Origin of the sequence: Marivirga aurantiaca (genome assembly GCF_016679925.1) — a bacterium.
Classification (GTDB): Bacteria; Bacteroidota; Bacteroidia; order Cytophagales; family Cyclobacteriaceae; genus Marivirga; species Marivirga aurantiaca.
Genome location: NZ_JAEQBW010000005.1, coordinates 306,864 through 323,659 on the forward strand (window position 1 = coordinate 306,864; position 16,796 = coordinate 323,659).

Consider the following 16,796-nt stretch of genomic DNA (forward strand, 5'->3'; position numbering starts at 1 on the left):
TAGAATTATTGTATAATTGTAAGCTAACCACCTAATAGTGATTAATGGGGACATTGTTTATTTACATAGTAATCATCGTGGCCAGCTCCTGGATAGTTTGGAAGGGTGGAAGCCTATTGGAAGCGTCTTCAGAAAAACTAGCAGAATATTATCGCTTGCCTCCTCTGGTACAGGGTACAATTATTACTGCCGTTGGTTCCAGTTTCCCGGAATTAGCAGCAACGGTATTATCTACTTCTATTCATGGAAAGTTTGACTTGGGAGTTGCTGCAATAGTAGGCTCCGCTATATTTAATATTCTAGTAATCCCCGGACTCTCAGGACTGATAGTTAAACGGATGCCAACGGATATAATGCTTATCTATAAAGATGTTCAGTATTATGTGATTTCAGTGGCTGTATTAATGATTGCATTCACTTTGGCTGTTATTTATTATCCTATTACTACTGATTCGGCCAATATAGTTGGTACCATGACCCGATGGATAGCTATAATCCCCATTGCTTTTTATCTCTTGTATTTATTTATCCAAAGCATGGAAACACGGGATTTCAGACGGAATGTAGAAAAAAGAGAAGTGTTGGGCATTGAAAAGAATCATGTAAACATTGCCAAAGAATGGGGGAAATTAGTGTTGAGTTTAGTGCTGATAATAGGTAGTGTGGAAGGCTTAGTGAGTGGTGCTATATTTTTAGGAGAATTCTTCAACACTCCGGATTTTATATGGGGAGTAACTATTGTAGCCGGGGCCACCAGTATCCCTGATGCTGTGGTAAGTATCAGGATTGCCCGGAAGTTTCAAGGTTCAGTAAGTCTGGGCAATGTATTGGGAAGCAACATCTTTGATTTATTAGTTGCTGTTCCTGTAGGGGTACTCATTGCAGGCACAGCCGCAGTCAATTTTACGGTGGCCGCACCTTTAATGCTGTTCTTAGGAGTGATTACCATTATCCTTTTTGTATTTCTCAGAACAAATCTGGCTTTGATCCAATGGGAAGCCATTGTTTTATTAATTCTCTATATTTTATTTGTTGCCTGGATGATACTGGAAACAATGGGAATTACCTCTTTAGTCATTAAAGGTTAAGACAAAAAGGCTCATAATTTCACTTATGAGCCTCTTAATGATTAATCATTACTAAAATTATTTACTTCTTAATTTCTGCGAAGTACTGATGAAACAAAGCAACCGTTTCAATACCCTTCAGATAGTTCTCTACTCCAAAGCTTTCATTAGGAGAGTGAATTGCATCAGAGTTTAATCCAAAGCCCATTAAAATACTGTCTAATCCTAATACATCTTTAAACAAAGAAACAATTGGGATACTTCCTCCTTCGTGAGTTGGGATTGGCTTTTTACCCCATACTGCTTCAAAAGCTTTTTCTGCCGCATGATACGCATCAGAATCTGTAGGTGTAACAGCAGGCATTCCTCCATGATGTGGAGTTACTTTTACTTTTACACTTTTAGGGGCTATTGATTCAAAATGTTTCTTAAATAATTCTGTAATTTCCTTATGGTTCTGATCAGGTACCAGGCGCATAGAAATTTTTGCATAAGCTTTTGATGGCAATACCGTTTTTGCACCTTCTTTTATATAGCCTCCCCAAATTCCATTAACATCTAAAGTAGGCCTTATTCCCTGACGCTCTAAGGTGTTATAACTAGCTTCACCTTCTACATCATCAATTTTAAGATCTCTTTTAAAATCTTCCAAATTGAAAGGCGCTTTGTTCATTTCCTTTCTTTGTGCTTCAGTAAGTTCCACTACTTTATCATAAAAGCCGGGAACTGTAATTTTCTTGTTTTCATCCTGCAAAGAAGCAATCATTCGGCAAAGCACATTAATAGGGTTAGCAACAGCCCCACCATACACACCGGAATGCAAATCACGGTTGGGCCCGGTTACTTCTACTTCCAAATAGCTTAACCCTTTTAAGCTTACAGCCATGGATGGATGCTCATTGGCAATCATTGAAGTATCAGAAATTACAATAACATCCGCATTAAGTTTTTCAGTATTTTCTTTAATAAATACTTCCAAATTTTCAGACCCCACTTCTTCTTCTCCTTCAATCATAAACTTGATGTTACAAGGTACCTCTTTGTTATGCATCATCATTTCAAATGCTTTCACATGGATATACATTTGACCCTTGTCATCTGCAGCACCCCTGGCTATAATTTTACCATCCTTTATAACCGGGTTAAACGGATCGGAGTCCCACAACTCATAAGGATCGGCAGGCTGAACATCATAATGTCCGTATACCAAAACTGTGGGCAAACTTGGATCAATAATTTTATCAGCATACACTATCGGATAGCCAGCTGTCTCGCAAACCTCTATATTTTCCGCTCCTGCGGCTTCAAATTTGTTTTTCAAAAAATCGGCTGCCTTTAGCACATCATTTCTAAAATTTTTATCTGCACTTACACTGGGAATGCGGAGCAAGTCAAACAATTCATCTAGAAAGCGTTGCTTATTTTCGCTTAAATATTGGCTGGTTTGTTCTTTTGTAATCATAAATTTTTGTTTCAGTAAACTATATTAAAAATTAAAATCCATCGTCATCATCCGTTTCTTCAGGAGTGGTGGGTGTGGTTGGGGGTGGCAAAGGATCACTCCCCGTGGGCCCAGAAGAACTTACATTCCCTTCGGTAGCCATTTCCAGAAAATAAGGTGCGTCAATATCATAATACTTTCTTCTATATTCTTCCACAAAGTTGGTCACTTCTAACTTATCCCCGGTGAGGAATACAAACTCCCCTATCTTGGCTTTGGTGGCTTTAGATTTCTTATCTATAATATCGTTTGCAACCGGATTTGAAGAGAAGAATATCAATCGATCCTCCTCATAATGGAAGAAATACCAGCATGAAGGGGAAACCTGCAAGAAAATTCTGATGGACGTACCCATTTCTTTCTTATCTATTTCTACAAATCCATCAATATTGGCATTTACATCAGTGGCTCCTGTATTGGAGAATCCAATTTTGCCCACATTGTACCATGCAGAATTTTCGGTAGACCATTTCAAATCCAGGCTGGTGATATTTAAGGTTTTGGTTAAAGCTGACGACATTGTATGCAAAGGAATATAATCATTGAATATTCCCTCTTCATATTTCCTGGCTGTTTGATCGCCTGCAAGCTCCGCCAGCTTAGGTAGCAATCTATCCAAATCCTTTGTTGCTTCCGGTAACCCAAGACGGCCTACCACTTCCAACATATCATTTCCCATTACAGGAGTCAATGATTTGGGCAAATCAAACTCCGCTGTTAACATGATATTAAACAGAAATTCCTGTTGCAGCAAATCTCCTGAGCCGGAACCGGCACTTCTGAATTCCGCTTCTTTTCTTCCATTTATAAAATTGAGCGGCCCCTCAAACTCAATTTTTTGTTCTTGTTCATTAAAGGCAAAATATTTTCCGGAATAGGAATTGCCAATGCTCTTTTCCTTATTCTCAATTTTAAATTGATCAGTTGAAGCCTGATAAGCCAACAGACCGCTTGGTTTAAAGAAATCCTGATCAGAAGGATCCCTCTTATCATTGATAAAGGTGGCATAAAGTTCACTGGTTTCACTATCAAAATGGATTCCCGCTTGTAAAGGATTTCCCATTTCAGTCACGCTTTCATCAAAATCAAAAACCACTTCCTTGGCACTTCCATCACTTTTATAACGTATCCAGGTATCATAATTAGGAATGTTCTTTAAATCCAGCTGCACATACCCTTCCAGGTTCAATGCCGGTTTATCCGCATACATGGTTATATCACCTTTATAATACATTCCGGGACTAATAAGCATCCTGTCATCAACCACTACTTTGCCAGAAGAAACCGTCCGCAATTTCTCAATTCCCTTTTTAGTAACAGGGGCAGGTTCAAGTGTAAATTTTCCCATTTTAATAGAGAAAGTATCGCCAATGGAATTAACATATCGGTATGTAGCATCTCCTTCAAATTTATTTCTTGAGATAATATCTATCTCTCCATCATATAAATTATGATAAGCAGTAAGGGTATCTAAAGTTAAAGTAGCCTCATACAATTTGTTCATAGTAGCATTTTCTCCTATCGTCACCTTTCCTCCTCCCGGGGTTATGAGTGCATCAGCCACTTGAATGTGAGGAATTCCGGATACGATTAAAGACAGATCGTCTATATCATAAACCGCTTCTGTTGCATTAAATACCAGAGAATCCTGATCAGGATTAGTAGAATAGAAATAAGAGTTTTTAATCGGAACGTCCTGAGGCTTTTTCATCATCACTAACTTCTCATCCAGTTTCCATTCCGCTGAAGGAATAGATGTTTTATAGCTCGCATAAGGGAAATTAAGAGCCGCATCCCCCTCTACTTCAGGGTTGATGTTGGCAACGTTTTTAGAAAAATCAAAGTTAAGCTTTACATTATCCGAAGCCAATGCAGGAATGGTGTCGTTCGATTCTATTATAAAATCAGCATTTCGTGCAGCAAATCCCAGTTCTTTAAAGGTATAATGATTGGAGTTAGTTTTTGAGCCTCTTGTTGCCAGTTTACCTTCTCCATATAATCCTCTTTGGGATATCACTGTTCTTCCACTGAGGGAAGCTGTCTCATTATACATTTTAAAAGGCTCAGATTTATTACTCAAATAGAGACTGTCCTTGGAAGTCAGCCAACGCATATCGAAGTTTACGATTTCCATATCAGGAAAAGAAGTTCCCTCCCAGTCACCGGATTCCATTTTGGCATAAGTACCCACAGCATTTATTGAATCTTTAAAAAAGGTGAAATTGGGTGAATTAATGGTAGTACTTAAAAATTCTATTTTATCACCACCTCGGAGGCCTTGGTTGTCAAGTTTCAGGTTTCCATAAAACCTTGCTGTTCCCTCTAATAAATCTATCCCCTCTACCGGAAGTGGATGGTTAAAACCCAAAGATTTATCAGGCATTACCCTCAGTTTCTCGCTAAACTCAGGAAATATTCCTCCGGAGTGGAAGGTTCCTTCAAAAGCAATCGAATTAGGATCGCTGCTACTCACCGAATCTATTGTGAATGGAGGGATAATGAAATACAAACTTTTGTCATAAACACCATCCAGGATTTCTTCCCCAAGGAAATAAACCGTTGCTCCTTTTGTAGCATTAAATATTGGGTAACTCGGATATTCCTTGGTAGCCGATTTGTTATCAGGTTTATTGATATAAAGTACTCCAGCTGTTTCTACCAATTGGTTTTGAAGCTTTTCTTTATCAGACTGCTTCACTTTTTTGGCATCTTTGGCCAGGTTAAATTGAATCCTGTCTATTTGAGGCATAGAAATTAAAAAACTATCGTAGTCCATTTCAAATTCAGCGCCTACATATTCGTAATTTCCAGCATACACTGTTCCGTTAAACTGAACATCCCTATTTTTTTTTAACACCACTATCCCACTGTCAGGCTTTACGCTTACACCTAATTTCTCATTTATTTCAAAGTTTTCCACGCCTCTCACTGTTAGCGTTCCTTTATCAAGATCCAACTTGCCATTGGGTATACCTGATGATATAGAGCTTATTTTTACATTGTCAAAATCTTTTCTCCCCCATTTAGAATCAACATAATGAAATGCTTTGTCCAGTAAATCAATTCTACCACTGACATTATCAAAAATCAAAAACCCATTTTCCATGAGTAATTGCATAGCACCCCCAAGGCTTTTTTGATCAATATCCATACGGTCAGCCACATCATTCAAATAAAATGTTTTCTGTTTTGCCTTCCTGCCGTAACTCACCACCAGTTGAAGCGGGTGAAAGTTGTAAAGACCCGCCAAACTATTATATCTGTATTCATTATAATATTCCGAAGACTCGAACATTGCCGGCACCCTGTTTCCGGCAATTAAAATAGAAATATCCAGCACAGAAGAATCCAATGCCCACTCTATTTTATCTGCATAAAAATCAATATTGAAATAACTGGCATGGAAGGGGCTCTTCTTAAAACCTCCTTTGCCTTGTAGTACTTTTAATTTGTTCTCTTTTACGCTATAGTTAATACTAACACCAGGATGGTAAACAGAATCTTTTCTTTGATAGATAGACAAATTGCTCACCGAAGAAGTAAAGGCGGAATCTTTGTAAATAAACTCCCTTGATTTTACACTAAATTTTTTGACTGCCTTGCCTTGTAATTCAAGCCTGCTGAAACCATTATCCAGTGAAGCGGTTGTGATGGTAGTGCCCCTTAAAGTAATACCACCTGAGACATATAGCCCTTCAACTTTTACAATATTTAGATCCAGGCCTGACTCATAGGATTGAAAAAACGGGAATTGAGCCGGCCTGTCTCTGCTTCTTCTTTCCGTCTGGTATTCCAGCAGGCCTTTTACGGCTTGACGAACCTTCTCCGGATAATGCAATATTGCGCCTTCTACAATCACATTTGGTTTATTAACCTCAAGGGTGTACTCGGGCAGTTCTGCAAATAAATCTTTCTTATCAATTCCCAAATGTTCCCAGGTAAATTCTCCCCCTTCTGCAACAAACGTATTTCCTAAAAGCTCCAAGCTTCCGGAAGTATTAATGATCCGGGCTGAATCCGAGGAGGACAAAAATGTTAGATCTATATCTTTCAGTTTAACGATTGGCCCTGAAAGCTCCGGTAAAGGAGTTTTGTAAGCAAGAAATGGTTGTTCTGAAACCGGTTGCGATTCATCAGCAACATCTTCCTCCTGGCTGTCCCAGGAACTATTATCCTCTTCCCAACTATCGGTAGAGCCCCAGGGGTCAGTTTCTTCTTCTGTGCTTCCCCAGTCATCCGTCCCGGATGGTTCCTCTTCCTCAATTTCTTCCTCAATATCTGGTATTGTTTCAGTCTCTATCCAATCAAAAGTTACAGACCCTTTTTTAAAAGCCAATTGATAATACTTACTATGGTAAAGTGCTTTTTTTTCCAATATACTTTCTGTGCTCTTTAAGAGAACCTGTAGCTCTTTGTCTGTTAGTTCTGCAAGGCCTTTTTCTACTATGGTCAAAAAAGACCTAACGGCAACTGTGGGATTTTCCAGGTTGGCGGCAGCCCCACTTATAGTCCCAATAAATGGAAGACGAAAATCTCTTATAGGAAGCCCTTTTATAGTTAAAGAGTCATAAAGGGCTTCAATTTTCTTTTTCTCCCCTGCAGAATACACTCCTTCCTCTTGCCAGTATTTCTGAAAAAAAAGAGACACTGCTTCTGATTTGTCAGAACCGATTTTAGCCAAATCTCCCTGTACCCGTGCCAAAAAGGTAGCGGGTATTACTGGCTCTTGTTCCAACTGGCCATATGCACTAAAGCCCAGAACAAAGCAAAATATGTAGAGTAGACAATTTTTCATTAATTACGTTGCAAACACAAAGCCGCCCATTGGTTGCGTAAGCTCCTCTTCCTTTCTTTTAACGAATATTTTTGTGTTTCATTTAATATGGCATTAATATCTTCCTCGTAAAATCCACTTAAAAGCAAATAAGAGCCTGCTTTCATGTGTTTTTGTAAATACTGAATATCTTCCAGTAAAATATTGCGATTTATATTAGCTAATATAACATCAAATTTCACTGTATCATTAACACTTTCCACATCTCCTTGCCAAATTTTAACTTTATCGGCCCTTGTTTCGTTAAGTTCAAAGTTCTCCTTTGCATTCTCAACAGCCCATTCATCAATGTCGTAGGCCGCCACTAAATTTGCCAATTGTTTGGCTGCCATAATTCCCAATATACCTGTACCACAACCAGCATCCAACACATTCTTCCCGGCAAACTCCATTTCCAGCATAAAAGCTAGCATTTGATAGGTAGTTTCATGATGACCTGTACCAAATGACATTTTAGGAGTTACAATTATTTCGATAGGAAAGTTCGGGTTTGATGGATGAAAATCAGCCCTCACAAGAATTTTATCCTCCACCTCAATAGGATCATAATTCTTTTCCCAATCCTCGTTCCAGTTCTCCTTCTCAGCCGAACTTAACTCATAGGAGAACTCACCCATTGATTCGTACCTTTCAAAAACAGATTGAATTAATGAACTGTCAATTTCTTGATTTTCGTCCATATAAGCCAGTAGACCACTGGAATCTTCCTTTTCCTGAAAAGTAGAAAAACCAATATCGGCCAGTTCAGCCATCAATATTTCAATAAATTCTTCCGGACAATTAACGTCCAAAGCTACATAACTCATGCAAAAGATTTAATGATGTCCATAAAGTCCCGTGATTTTAATGAAGCGCCTCCAATCAAGCCTCCATCAACATCTTTTTGCGAAAACAACTCCCTCGCGTTATCAGGTTTACAGCTTCCACCATACAAAATAGAAGTGTCTTCAGCTAATGAAGTTCCAAATTTATCAGCTATATGCTCACGAATGGTTTTATGCATTTCTTGTGCCTGGTCTGAACTGGCTGTTTTACCTGTTCCAATGGCCCAAATGGGCTCGTAAGCTATTACAATATTTTTGAAATCCTCTTTACTCAAATGAAACAGACTATTGGTGAGCTGTTGGGTAACATATTTATTTTGTTGATCACTTTCTCTTACCTCAAGAGGTTCCCCACAACAAAAGATGACTTTCAGATTATTTTTGAGGGCCATGTCTACTTTTTTAGCGAGTTCCTGATCTGTTTCCTTAAACTGTTCTCTTCTCTCACTATGCCCCAATATAACGTACTGTACCCCTAAAGATTTTAGCATTAGTGCCGATACTTCTCCTGTGAAAGCACCTGACTCTTCATGGTGGCAGTTTTGTGCAGACAACAAAATTTTACCTATTTCAGGAATTAAATTTTGAACAGCATAGATAAATGGATGGGGAGGTGAAATAATCACTTGCACATCAGCTGGCCCTTCGTCCTCCACCATATTTGCTATTTCTGAAGTGAGGGATTGTGCCTCCGTAAGTGTTTTGTTCATTTTCCAGTTACCGGCTACTATTTGCTTTCTCATGATTATTGCTTTTGATAAAAAAATTATGTTACAAAAATAGAAAGAATAATGTAAAATCAATTGAGAAGGTGATTTTCGATTACAGGAATAAAGAATTATCCTGTATTCCCATTGCACCCGCCAATTATAGGATTAATAAATCTGTTTTTTAGTTGTTTCCAGTGTCTATTCTATTCTCTGGTTTTTGACTCCAATAGCCTCCACTAACATCCTTGGTGTGCACAAGATAACTCCTTTGTTTTTGAACCCTTGCTATATGCACTTTACAGTGCTTACGTTCAAGTTTTTAGCTGTAACCAAATAATAGAGATTGAAAGTTCTATTCATTATTTCTTTATAATTATAATGCTTATTTTGCTTTTCTTTTGGAGTAAAATAAGATCAAAGGCAATAGTTATATACTCCCATTAAAAGAGAAGGTTAACCCATTGATCGAATTTTATCTTTAGTGCTTTTTAAATAAAAAGAAGAAAGATATATTGTCGTCCATTTTATTACGCATTCACTATTTATGAAAAAAATAAATTTTAAATCCATAAAAAGCAGGCTTGTCATCGCCTTTACAAGCCTTATCTTGCTTCTGATTATTGTAGTGGGGATTACGCTTTCACAAGTAGGCAATGTGATAGTAATAGGAGTGAAATTGCTGGATAACAGACAACCCTCCCGAATGCATGTGGAGGCCATGCGAAGTGGCGTAAGAAAAACCAATGTGCTGTTGCAAACCTACTTATTAAGTGGGGACACCAAATACAAACAAGACATAAATGATATTTGGGAAAATCAGATACTTCCTGTTCAGGATACTATTGATCATTTGAAAAATAAATGGGAGGACACTGAAAATCTTATTTTATTCGAAAAAGCGAACCGTTTGGCAGAGCGGATTAGAAATAATCAGCAGGAGGTAATAGAAGAAGCTTCTTTTGAGCAAACCTCTGCCAAAATAGATATAACAGATTTTCCTGATTTCAGACCTGACAGCTTAATGGATCCTGACGCACTCCAAAATTGGATAACGGAAGAAATCTCAAGTCAGCAATCTTCCTCACCTGACAATGGAGCGTTGTTCATTGATAAACTTAATGCCATTAGTACAGAATACGATGAAATCAATCAACAATTATACAATAACCTAAGGGACGAAACCAAACTACTTGGAAGAACCGCTTTTGCTGCAATTGATAATTTCATCATAGTTGAGGCAATTGTTTTTGTACTATACTTTATTATCTGCATACTCCTGTTTAAGTACATCCTAAACAAAATAGTAAGAAGTATTGGCACTTTAAAAGCAGAAATGAGCACTTTAAGCGAAGGCAATATCCCTGAAGAGAAAAAATCTACCAATGATGAGCTGGATGTGGTTTTAGAAGAGCTTCATGGACTCTCTATGAACCTTAAAAACGTGAAATTATTTGCTTTGGAAGTTGGTAAAGGAAGTTTCGACAATGATATTTCGGTATTTAATAATGAAGGGGAAATTGGTCGTTCGCTGGCAGAAATGAGGGACAGCCTTAAAAATGTTTCTGAAGAAGCCGTTATACGAAATTGGAGCAATAAAGGCTTTGCTGAATTTGGCGATATACTAAGAAAATACTCCAATGATCTGGCAACGCTCAGTGAGCATGTAGTTACTTACATGGTTAAATATTTACAAGCAAACCAAGGCAGCTTGTTTATTGTAGACAAAAGCGATGATGGAGAAACTCTATTAAAGCTTTCTGCCACCTATGCTTATGACCGCAAAAAATTTATTAATAAAAATATTGAGCCGGGTCAGGGATTAGTGGGCCAGGTATACCTGGAGAAAGAAAGTATTTACTTAAAGGATATACCTGAAAACTATGTCACTATTACTTCCGGATTGGGTAAAGCCACTCCAACAAGCCTGTTAATAGTTCCTCTAAAAGTTAATGATGAAATTTTTGGTGTGATTGAGTTAGGAAGTTTCCAGGAGTTAAAGGAGCATGAAAGGAATTTCATTGAAAAAATAAGCGAAAATATTGCCTCTTCCATTCAGGCTGTTAAAATCAATGAACAAACAAGAGCTCTCCTGGACGAATCACAGCAAATGACTGAACAAATGCGCTCCCAGGAAGAGGAGATGCGACAAAATATGGAAGAGCTACAAGCCACACAGGAAGAAATGGAGCGAAAACAAAAGGAAAATAAGGAGCACGTTGATGCTATTGAAAAAAGTGGTATGGCCTTTATTGAATTTGCCCCTTCTGGCGAAATTATTCATGCAGATAATATCTTCCTGGATTTATTTGGTTATAAGCTTAACGAAATCCAGGGTCGACACCATCGTATTTTTGTAGATCAAAAGTATGCACAATCCGAAGCTTATGAATCATTCTGGCAAGATCTCAAAAAAGGGAAAAGCAAAGAAGGTGTTTTTGAAAGGTATACCAAAAATGGCAATAAAATCTTCATCAAAGGAGCTTATGTGGATGTTAAAGATATCAATGGCGAGATTAACAGGATTTTTAAATTTGCCATTGATGTTACCGACATCTATACCCAATACGATCAGCTTTTAAAGGAAAAAGAACAAATACTGTCAAGCATGGGCCAAATTACTGAAAAGGTTTCTTCTTCAGACAGTTCAGCTCAATTGGCTGAAATAAAATCCTACACCAAAGAGTTAAAGGAAAACTTATATAAGCAACTTCGCCAAAATGAAGAAAAGCTTAAAAAATCTTTAGCCGAACAAAAGAAGAAACTTGGGCTTTAGTAGAAAAAGTATAACCTTTGAGCCAATCAAGAAGCTCATAAATCAATAAACTTTAATAATCCAAACAAACTTTTTGAAATAAGGTTAACAGGGGCATTATGCAAAAATCAATTCAAGGAAAAACAGGTGTTTTACTAGTTAATTTAGGAACCCCCAACTCTACGAGTACTAGTGATGTAAGAAAATATTTAAGAGAGTTTTTAATGGATAAAAGGGTAATAGATATTCCTTTTATTTCTCGCTGGCTCCTGGTAAATTTAATAATTGCTCCATTCAGATCACCAAAATCTGCTGCCGAATACAGGAAGTTATGGGTAGAGAGAGGATCCCCTCTCAAATTTTATGGTGAAGATGTGAGAGACCTTTTGGCCAATAAGCTAAGTGATGAATATGTAGTGGCTTTAGGAATGAGATACCAGGAGCCTAGTATTCAAAGCGCATTGGAGATTCTTAAATCCCAACATGTTGCCAAAATTATTGTCATACCATTATTCCCTCAGTATGCATCTGCTTCAAGTGGTTCAGTTCATGATAAGGTAATGGAAATAGTACAGAAATGGCAAGTTATTCCCCAGATGAACTTTATTAGCAATTTTGTGGAAGAACCTGGTTTTTACAAAACATTTGCTGCCCTGGGCAAAAAACATCTGGACAGACAATCCTATGATCATGTTCTTTTCAGTTTTCACGGATTACCGGAAAGGCAAATCAAAAAAGGTTCTGATGGTAATTACTGCCAATTAGGGAAATGCTGCAATACCTATCATGATAAAAACAGGTATTGTTATCGGGCTCAGTGCTTTTTGACGGCTCGGCTTATAGCAAAAGAGCTGGGTTTAACGGAAGATAATTATACGGTCACTTTCCAAAGTCGCCTGGGCAATGATCCCTGGATAAAGCCATATACAGATATTGTATTAAAGGATTTGGCCAAAGCAGGAAAAAAATCAGTATTGGCTTTCTCACCGGCATTTGTGGCAGACTGTCTGGAAACAACAGTGGAAGTAGGAGAGACTTTCAAAGAGGACTTCCTTGAAGCCGGGGGTGAAAACTGGGATCTGGTAGAAAGCCTCAATGATAATGATGATTGGATTGAAACCTTAAAAGATATGGTTTTAAAGAATTAGTGGGTTTTTATAATTTAATGTAATATTTTAGTTAAATTTTGACGTATACTACACAACATGCGTCATTTTTTCTTCATATTAGCTTTATTAGTAGTACTTTTAGGGGTCAGGGTGTCTGCTTCAAATGCAAGAAACACAATGGATTCCCTTAAAAATTTACTTGAAGTGCAACTTGCCACTTCTCAATTCCAATCTGAAGAACAGGTTGTCCAATTCCTCCAACTTACAGGTAAACTTTATCTCTCATCTCCTTCCGATGCACTATTTTATGCTATTGCTTTGGAAAACAAGCTGAATATTGAGGGGACAGAAATCGGGCAGGCTTATATCTATAGTTATAAAGGCAATTTTTATTGGGCGCAAGGAATATATAGCAATGCCTTGAAGAATTACTTTATGGCTTTGGAATTGTTTGAAAAAAGGAATGATACAATGGAAGTTGTTCAACAATTGAACAATATTGGAGAAACCTATAAAAAACAAAAGGATTTTAAAAAATCCTCTTATTTTCTTAAACGTGCTTTGAACCTTCATCAGGCCTTAAATGGGCTAGTACAAGAGCTCATCTTGGTCAATCTGGGTCAGCTCTATATGCTTGAGAAAAGATATGATAGCGCTAATATCTATTTGAATATAGTACTTAATACGCCACAAATAAACAATAAAAATGCACTTGGGTTTGCCCATTTATATAAAGGTATTGTCTTTAGGGAATTACATCAGTATGACTCTTCTTTTTATCACCTTCATAAAAGCCTGGGTATTTGGGAAGAAATATCCTTTAAAAGGAGCATAGTGGAGAGCAAAGCCGAACTCGGAAAACTGGCGCTCCTCCAACAGGATTTTAAAAGTGCCAGGCAGCTTTTAATGACTGCTGAAAAGGAAGCTGCAGCACTTAATACACAAGATCTCCTGATGCGGGTTTATCAATACCAGATAGACTTGAACAAACTTTCAGGCAGCAAGAAGACCCTCATTAATTGTTATGATAAATACATTTCCCTTAAAGATTCTTTATATAGCACAGAAAACCGATCAGAAATTAATAGCCTTAGTGTTGAGTATGAGTTCTCCCAAAAAGAAAAAGAATATTACAAGTTGGCCCTGGAGCAAAACATATTAACCAATGAAATAAAAACGCAGAGCAGATTTCTCCTCTTTTCAATCATTGTAATTTTATGTGCGGTAATATTCATTTTAGTGCTCTGGAATCAAAGAAACCGATTGAAAAAAACTCATGATCAATTAAAGGTACAAAAAGAAAAAATTGAAGAGAACCAATCCGAAATTTCAAGAAAGTCCTTGGAATTGGCCAGCCTTAACAAAGAACTTTATGCATTAAATCAAACACTTGAAGAAAAGATAGTGGAAAGAAGCGAGCAGTTAAGCATAAAAAACAAGCAAATTGCCAAATATACTTATTTCAATTCCCATAAATTGCGTGCTCCCGTAGCCAGTGTGCTAGGGCTTATCAATGTTCTGGAGTTATCCAAAGATGGTATCCTGGACTATACCATACTGGCACATCTTAAAACCAGTGCACAAGAATTGGACCTTATTATTCATCGCTTAAAAAACATTCTGGAAGCTGAAATAGACGATTTGAAAAATAACTAGTCAGCAGGTACAGGAAGTGTTATTTTAAAGGAAGTACCCTTTCTGGTAGTTGAAGTAAAGCTTATTTTGCCTTGTAGCACGTTTAAAGTATCTACAACAATATATAAACCTAAGCCACTTCCCTCTTTACCTTGATGCGCACGGAAAAACATATCAAATATTTTAGGGTGGTATTCCTGCGGGATCCCTTGTCCATTGTCTTCCACTACCAGTTCATAAAAATCTTCCTTAAGACTTGCTGATATTTTTATATAGGGCTCATCATGCTGGGAATAGTTGTGATATTTCACAGCGTTGGTGATTAAATTGCTCAATACAATATGCAATCGTTTTATATCTGTCTTAATTCCAAACTCTGAATCATAATGCCTTATTAACTTTACCTTATCAGAGTTTTCATAATACTTTAGGTCGTGCACAATACTATCTAATAATTCATCAAGCTTGATATTTGTAAGCTCAATGGGCTTTTTCGAATTTGTTGAGAAGTCCATTATGCTTTTAATAAAATCTTCCAACTTGTTGATACTTGTATTCATTAAATGAAAATACTGTAGTTGGTTCTCCCTATCATTTTCATTTTGAGCTATCTGTATGAGTCCTCTCAAGGACTTTAACGGGGCCACCAGGTCATGAGAGGAGCGATAAACAAAGTTATCCAACTCGTTATTAATGATTTTCAACTCCTCATTGGCTATTTTAAGTTGTTCTTTCTGGGAAACTAGTTCAGAGGTTCTTTCACGAACCATATATTCAAGTTTCTTATTGGCAACATTTAATCTTTGAGTTCTGAGCCGGATAAAAGTAAATATAGCTCCTGTTATTAATACTGCTGCCAGGAAGTAGTACCATTTATTAAGATACCATGGAGTAGGAAGGTAAATTGATAGTACAAAAGGCTTTATTTGCATATTTTCTAAATAAATATGCCTTGCTTTTACCTGAAAAGTGTATTTCCCTCCCGAGAGATTTGTATATTCCTTTTTAGTAGCAGTATTCCATTGCGACCAACCTTCATCAAACCCTTCAAGATAATAGGAATATTCTAAATCATTAGTCGTAAAACTGGGAGTGGCGTAGTTGAAGCTAATAGCCTTTACCAATTCACCGGAAAGGTTAATCCGTTGTTGTTGGTTCTTAATAAATACAGTGCTGTCATCAACCACTATATGCCTTACAACAGTAGTTGGTATAAAATTAAATTGTTCGTCTTTATCATACCATTTTAAGTAATTAACCCCAAGCCCATTGGAAAGCCACACATTCCCTCTTCTATCAGCCATGGGCATGTTATAATAATTTACATTCAATCCATTTTTATCATTGAATTCATACAGTATTTTTCCGCTATCATTAAAAATCAATACCCCATTATTGTAAGTAGATGCCATAAAAAGGGAATCTCTCAACCGTACTGCAGAAAGCAAATAACGATCCTTTTGTAAAAAATAGCTATTGATTTCATTTTCCCATGGCGTGACTGTATAATTACTGGTATCTAATTTAAAGAAGCCTGATTCGGAAGTAAAGATAATCCACTCTCCATACCTGTTTTTGATTATATTGAAAGCGGCATCATTTTTAAAGCTAAAATCGGTGTTAACATATCGAACAGTATCGCCATCAGGTACAGCAAGGCCTTTGTCATACACAGAAAGAATGAGTTCTCCTCCCACTTTGAAGGAATGAGCATCTAACACTTTAATCTCTTTAAACAGCTCTCCATCCCATGCTAAAACTTGCTTATAAGATGTAAAATAAATTTTTCCATTGAGTTCATGAATAAAATAAATTTCCTTAATATCTTTTTCAGCATCAATCTTTTCCCTTAAAGAATGGTACTGCATTGCCCCTAGTTTGTCTCTTTGAAAAAAACCAATTTCATCGTTGCCTACTGTATAGATTTTATCTTCAACAATAATTAGGTTAGTAACAGGGGTGAAATTATGGGTTTGGTGCAAAATCCAATCGGCACCATCAAATTCCAAAAGACCATTTTCGTTACCAAAATATAGAATACCATCCTCATCCTCAACAGATTTGTAATTATAGGAACTGGCCCGGTAAAGTGACCCATCAAAATTTCTGATAATGATGGAATCTGTGACATGCTTTTTAACTTGTGAGGAAGAATCTGCCAGATTCTCGTCTTCTTCGTTTTGAAAAGAGGTAAAATTGAAAAAATCGTTCCAAAGTAAAGTTGAGTTTCTTAAAATAACTGAATCAGATTGCTCTGTACTATGTATTAGTTGTGACTGAGAAGGAAAAGTAATTGCCACACTCAAAAAAACAGAAGAAATATAAAATAGATATGGCTTTTTTGATAAATTCATATATAACATA

The 16,796-nt window shown here is 37.0% G+C and carries 9 protein-coding genes; 4 read left to right on the plus strand and 5 right to left on the minus strand.

The genetic code is table 11. From position 1 onward, the window contains the following. The first annotated feature begins 44 nt into the window (after nucleotides 1–44). Nucleotides 45–1,088, plus strand: coding sequence for a sodium:calcium antiporter (locus JKA74_RS13150; protein ID WP_201431655.1), 1,044 nt, complete (start codon nucleotides 45–47; stop codon nucleotides 1,086–1,088). A 61-nt stretch (nucleotides 1,089–1,149) separates the two neighbouring features. On the opposite strand, the gene JKA74_RS13155 is transcribed toward JKA74_RS13150, so the two are convergent. Genes JKA74_RS13155 through tpiA form a run of 4 tightly spaced genes read right to left on the minus strand, consistent with a single transcriptional unit; the run spans nucleotide 1,150 to nucleotide 8,969 of the window. Further along, nucleotides 1,150–2,529 (minus strand): dipeptidase, encoded by a 1,380-nt coding sequence (locus JKA74_RS13155; RefSeq protein ID WP_201431656.1) that lies wholly within the window; start codon nucleotides 2,527–2,529, stop codon nucleotides 1,150–1,152. A 31-nt stretch (nucleotides 2,530–2,560) separates the two neighbouring features. Beyond that, nucleotides 2,561–7,363, minus strand: a complete 4,803-nt coding sequence (locus JKA74_RS13160; protein ID WP_201431657.1) for a hypothetical protein — start codon at nucleotides 7,361–7,363, stop codon at nucleotides 2,561–2,563. Then, the gene (gene prmA, locus JKA74_RS13165) at nucleotides 7,363–8,208 is read right to left on the minus strand and encodes a 50S ribosomal protein L11 methyltransferase (RefSeq protein WP_201431658.1); all 846 of its coding nucleotides are present in this window, start codon (nucleotides 8,206–8,208) and stop codon (nucleotides 7,363–7,365) included. The genes JKA74_RS13160 and prmA overlap by 1 nt, the downstream gene beginning before the upstream one ends. Beyond that, nucleotides 8,205–8,969 carry a triose-phosphate isomerase gene (tpiA, locus tag JKA74_RS13170; RefSeq protein WP_201431659.1) on the minus strand — a complete coding sequence of 255 codons (765 nt, stop codon included), beginning with the start codon at nucleotides 8,967–8,969 and terminating at the stop codon, nucleotides 8,205–8,207. The genes prmA and tpiA overlap by 4 nt, the downstream gene beginning before the upstream one ends. 511 nt (nucleotides 8,970–9,480) lie before the next feature. On the opposite strand from tpiA, the gene JKA74_RS13175 reads away from it, so the two are divergent. From JKA74_RS13175 to JKA74_RS13185, 3 genes are all read left to right on the plus strand, one after another. Continuing rightward, on the plus strand, nucleotides 9,481–11,709 hold the full coding sequence (locus JKA74_RS13175) for a GAF domain-containing protein (protein ID WP_201431660.1): 2,229 nt from the start codon (nucleotides 9,481–9,483) through the stop codon (nucleotides 11,707–11,709). Between the two features lie 98 nt (nucleotides 11,710–11,807). Then, nucleotides 11,808–12,836: a ferrochelatase gene (gene hemH / locus JKA74_RS13180; RefSeq protein ID WP_201431661.1), complete on the plus strand. Its 1,029-nt coding sequence runs from the start codon at nucleotides 11,808–11,810 to the stop codon at nucleotides 12,834–12,836. A 138-nt stretch (nucleotides 12,837–12,974) separates the two neighbouring features. After that, entirely contained in the window at nucleotides 12,975–14,453 is a 1,479-nt protein-coding gene (locus JKA74_RS13185) for a tetratricopeptide repeat protein (RefSeq protein ID WP_201431662.1), read from the plus strand. Here the strand turns inward: JKA74_RS13185 and JKA74_RS13190 are convergent. Next, on the minus strand, nucleotides 14,450–16,786 hold the full coding sequence (locus JKA74_RS13190; protein WP_201431663.1) for an ATP-binding protein: 2,337 nt from the start codon (nucleotides 16,784–16,786) through the stop codon (nucleotides 14,450–14,452). The two genes, JKA74_RS13185 and JKA74_RS13190, sit on opposite strands and share 4 nt — an antisense overlap. Nucleotides 16,787–16,796 lie beyond the last annotated feature (10 nt).

Coding starts and splice junctions, on each gene's coding strand:
- JKA74_RS13150 (WP_201431655.1), top strand. CDS start 45: ATGGGGACATTGTTTATTTACATAGTAATCATCGTGGCCAGCTCCTGG.
- JKA74_RS13155 (WP_201431656.1), bottom strand. CDS start 2,529: ATGATTACAAAAGAACAAACCAGCCAATATTTAAGCGAAAATAAGCAA.
- prmA (WP_201431658.1), bottom strand. CDS start 8,208: ATGAGTTATGTAGCTTTGGACGTTAATTGTCCGGAAGAATTTATTGAA.
- JKA74_RS13175 (WP_201431660.1), top strand. CDS start 9,481: ATGAAAAAAATAAATTTTAAATCCATAAAAAGCAGGCTTGTCATCGCC.
- JKA74_RS13185 (WP_201431662.1), top strand. CDS start 12,975: ATGGATTCCCTTAAAAATTTACTTGAAGTGCAACTTGCCACTTCTCAA.
- tpiA (WP_201431659.1), bottom strand. CDS start 8,969: ATGAGAAAGCAAATAGTAGCCGGTAACTGGAAAATGAACAAAACACTT.
- hemH (WP_201431661.1), top strand. CDS start 11,808: ATGCAAAAATCAATTCAAGGAAAAACAGGTGTTTTACTAGTTAATTTA.
- JKA74_RS13160 (WP_201431657.1), bottom strand. CDS start 7,363: ATGAAAAATTGTCTACTCTACATATTTTGCTTTGTTCTGGGCTTTAGT.
- JKA74_RS13190 (WP_201431663.1), bottom strand. CDS start 16,786: ATGAATTTATCAAAAAAGCCATATCTATTTTATATTTCTTCTGTTTTT.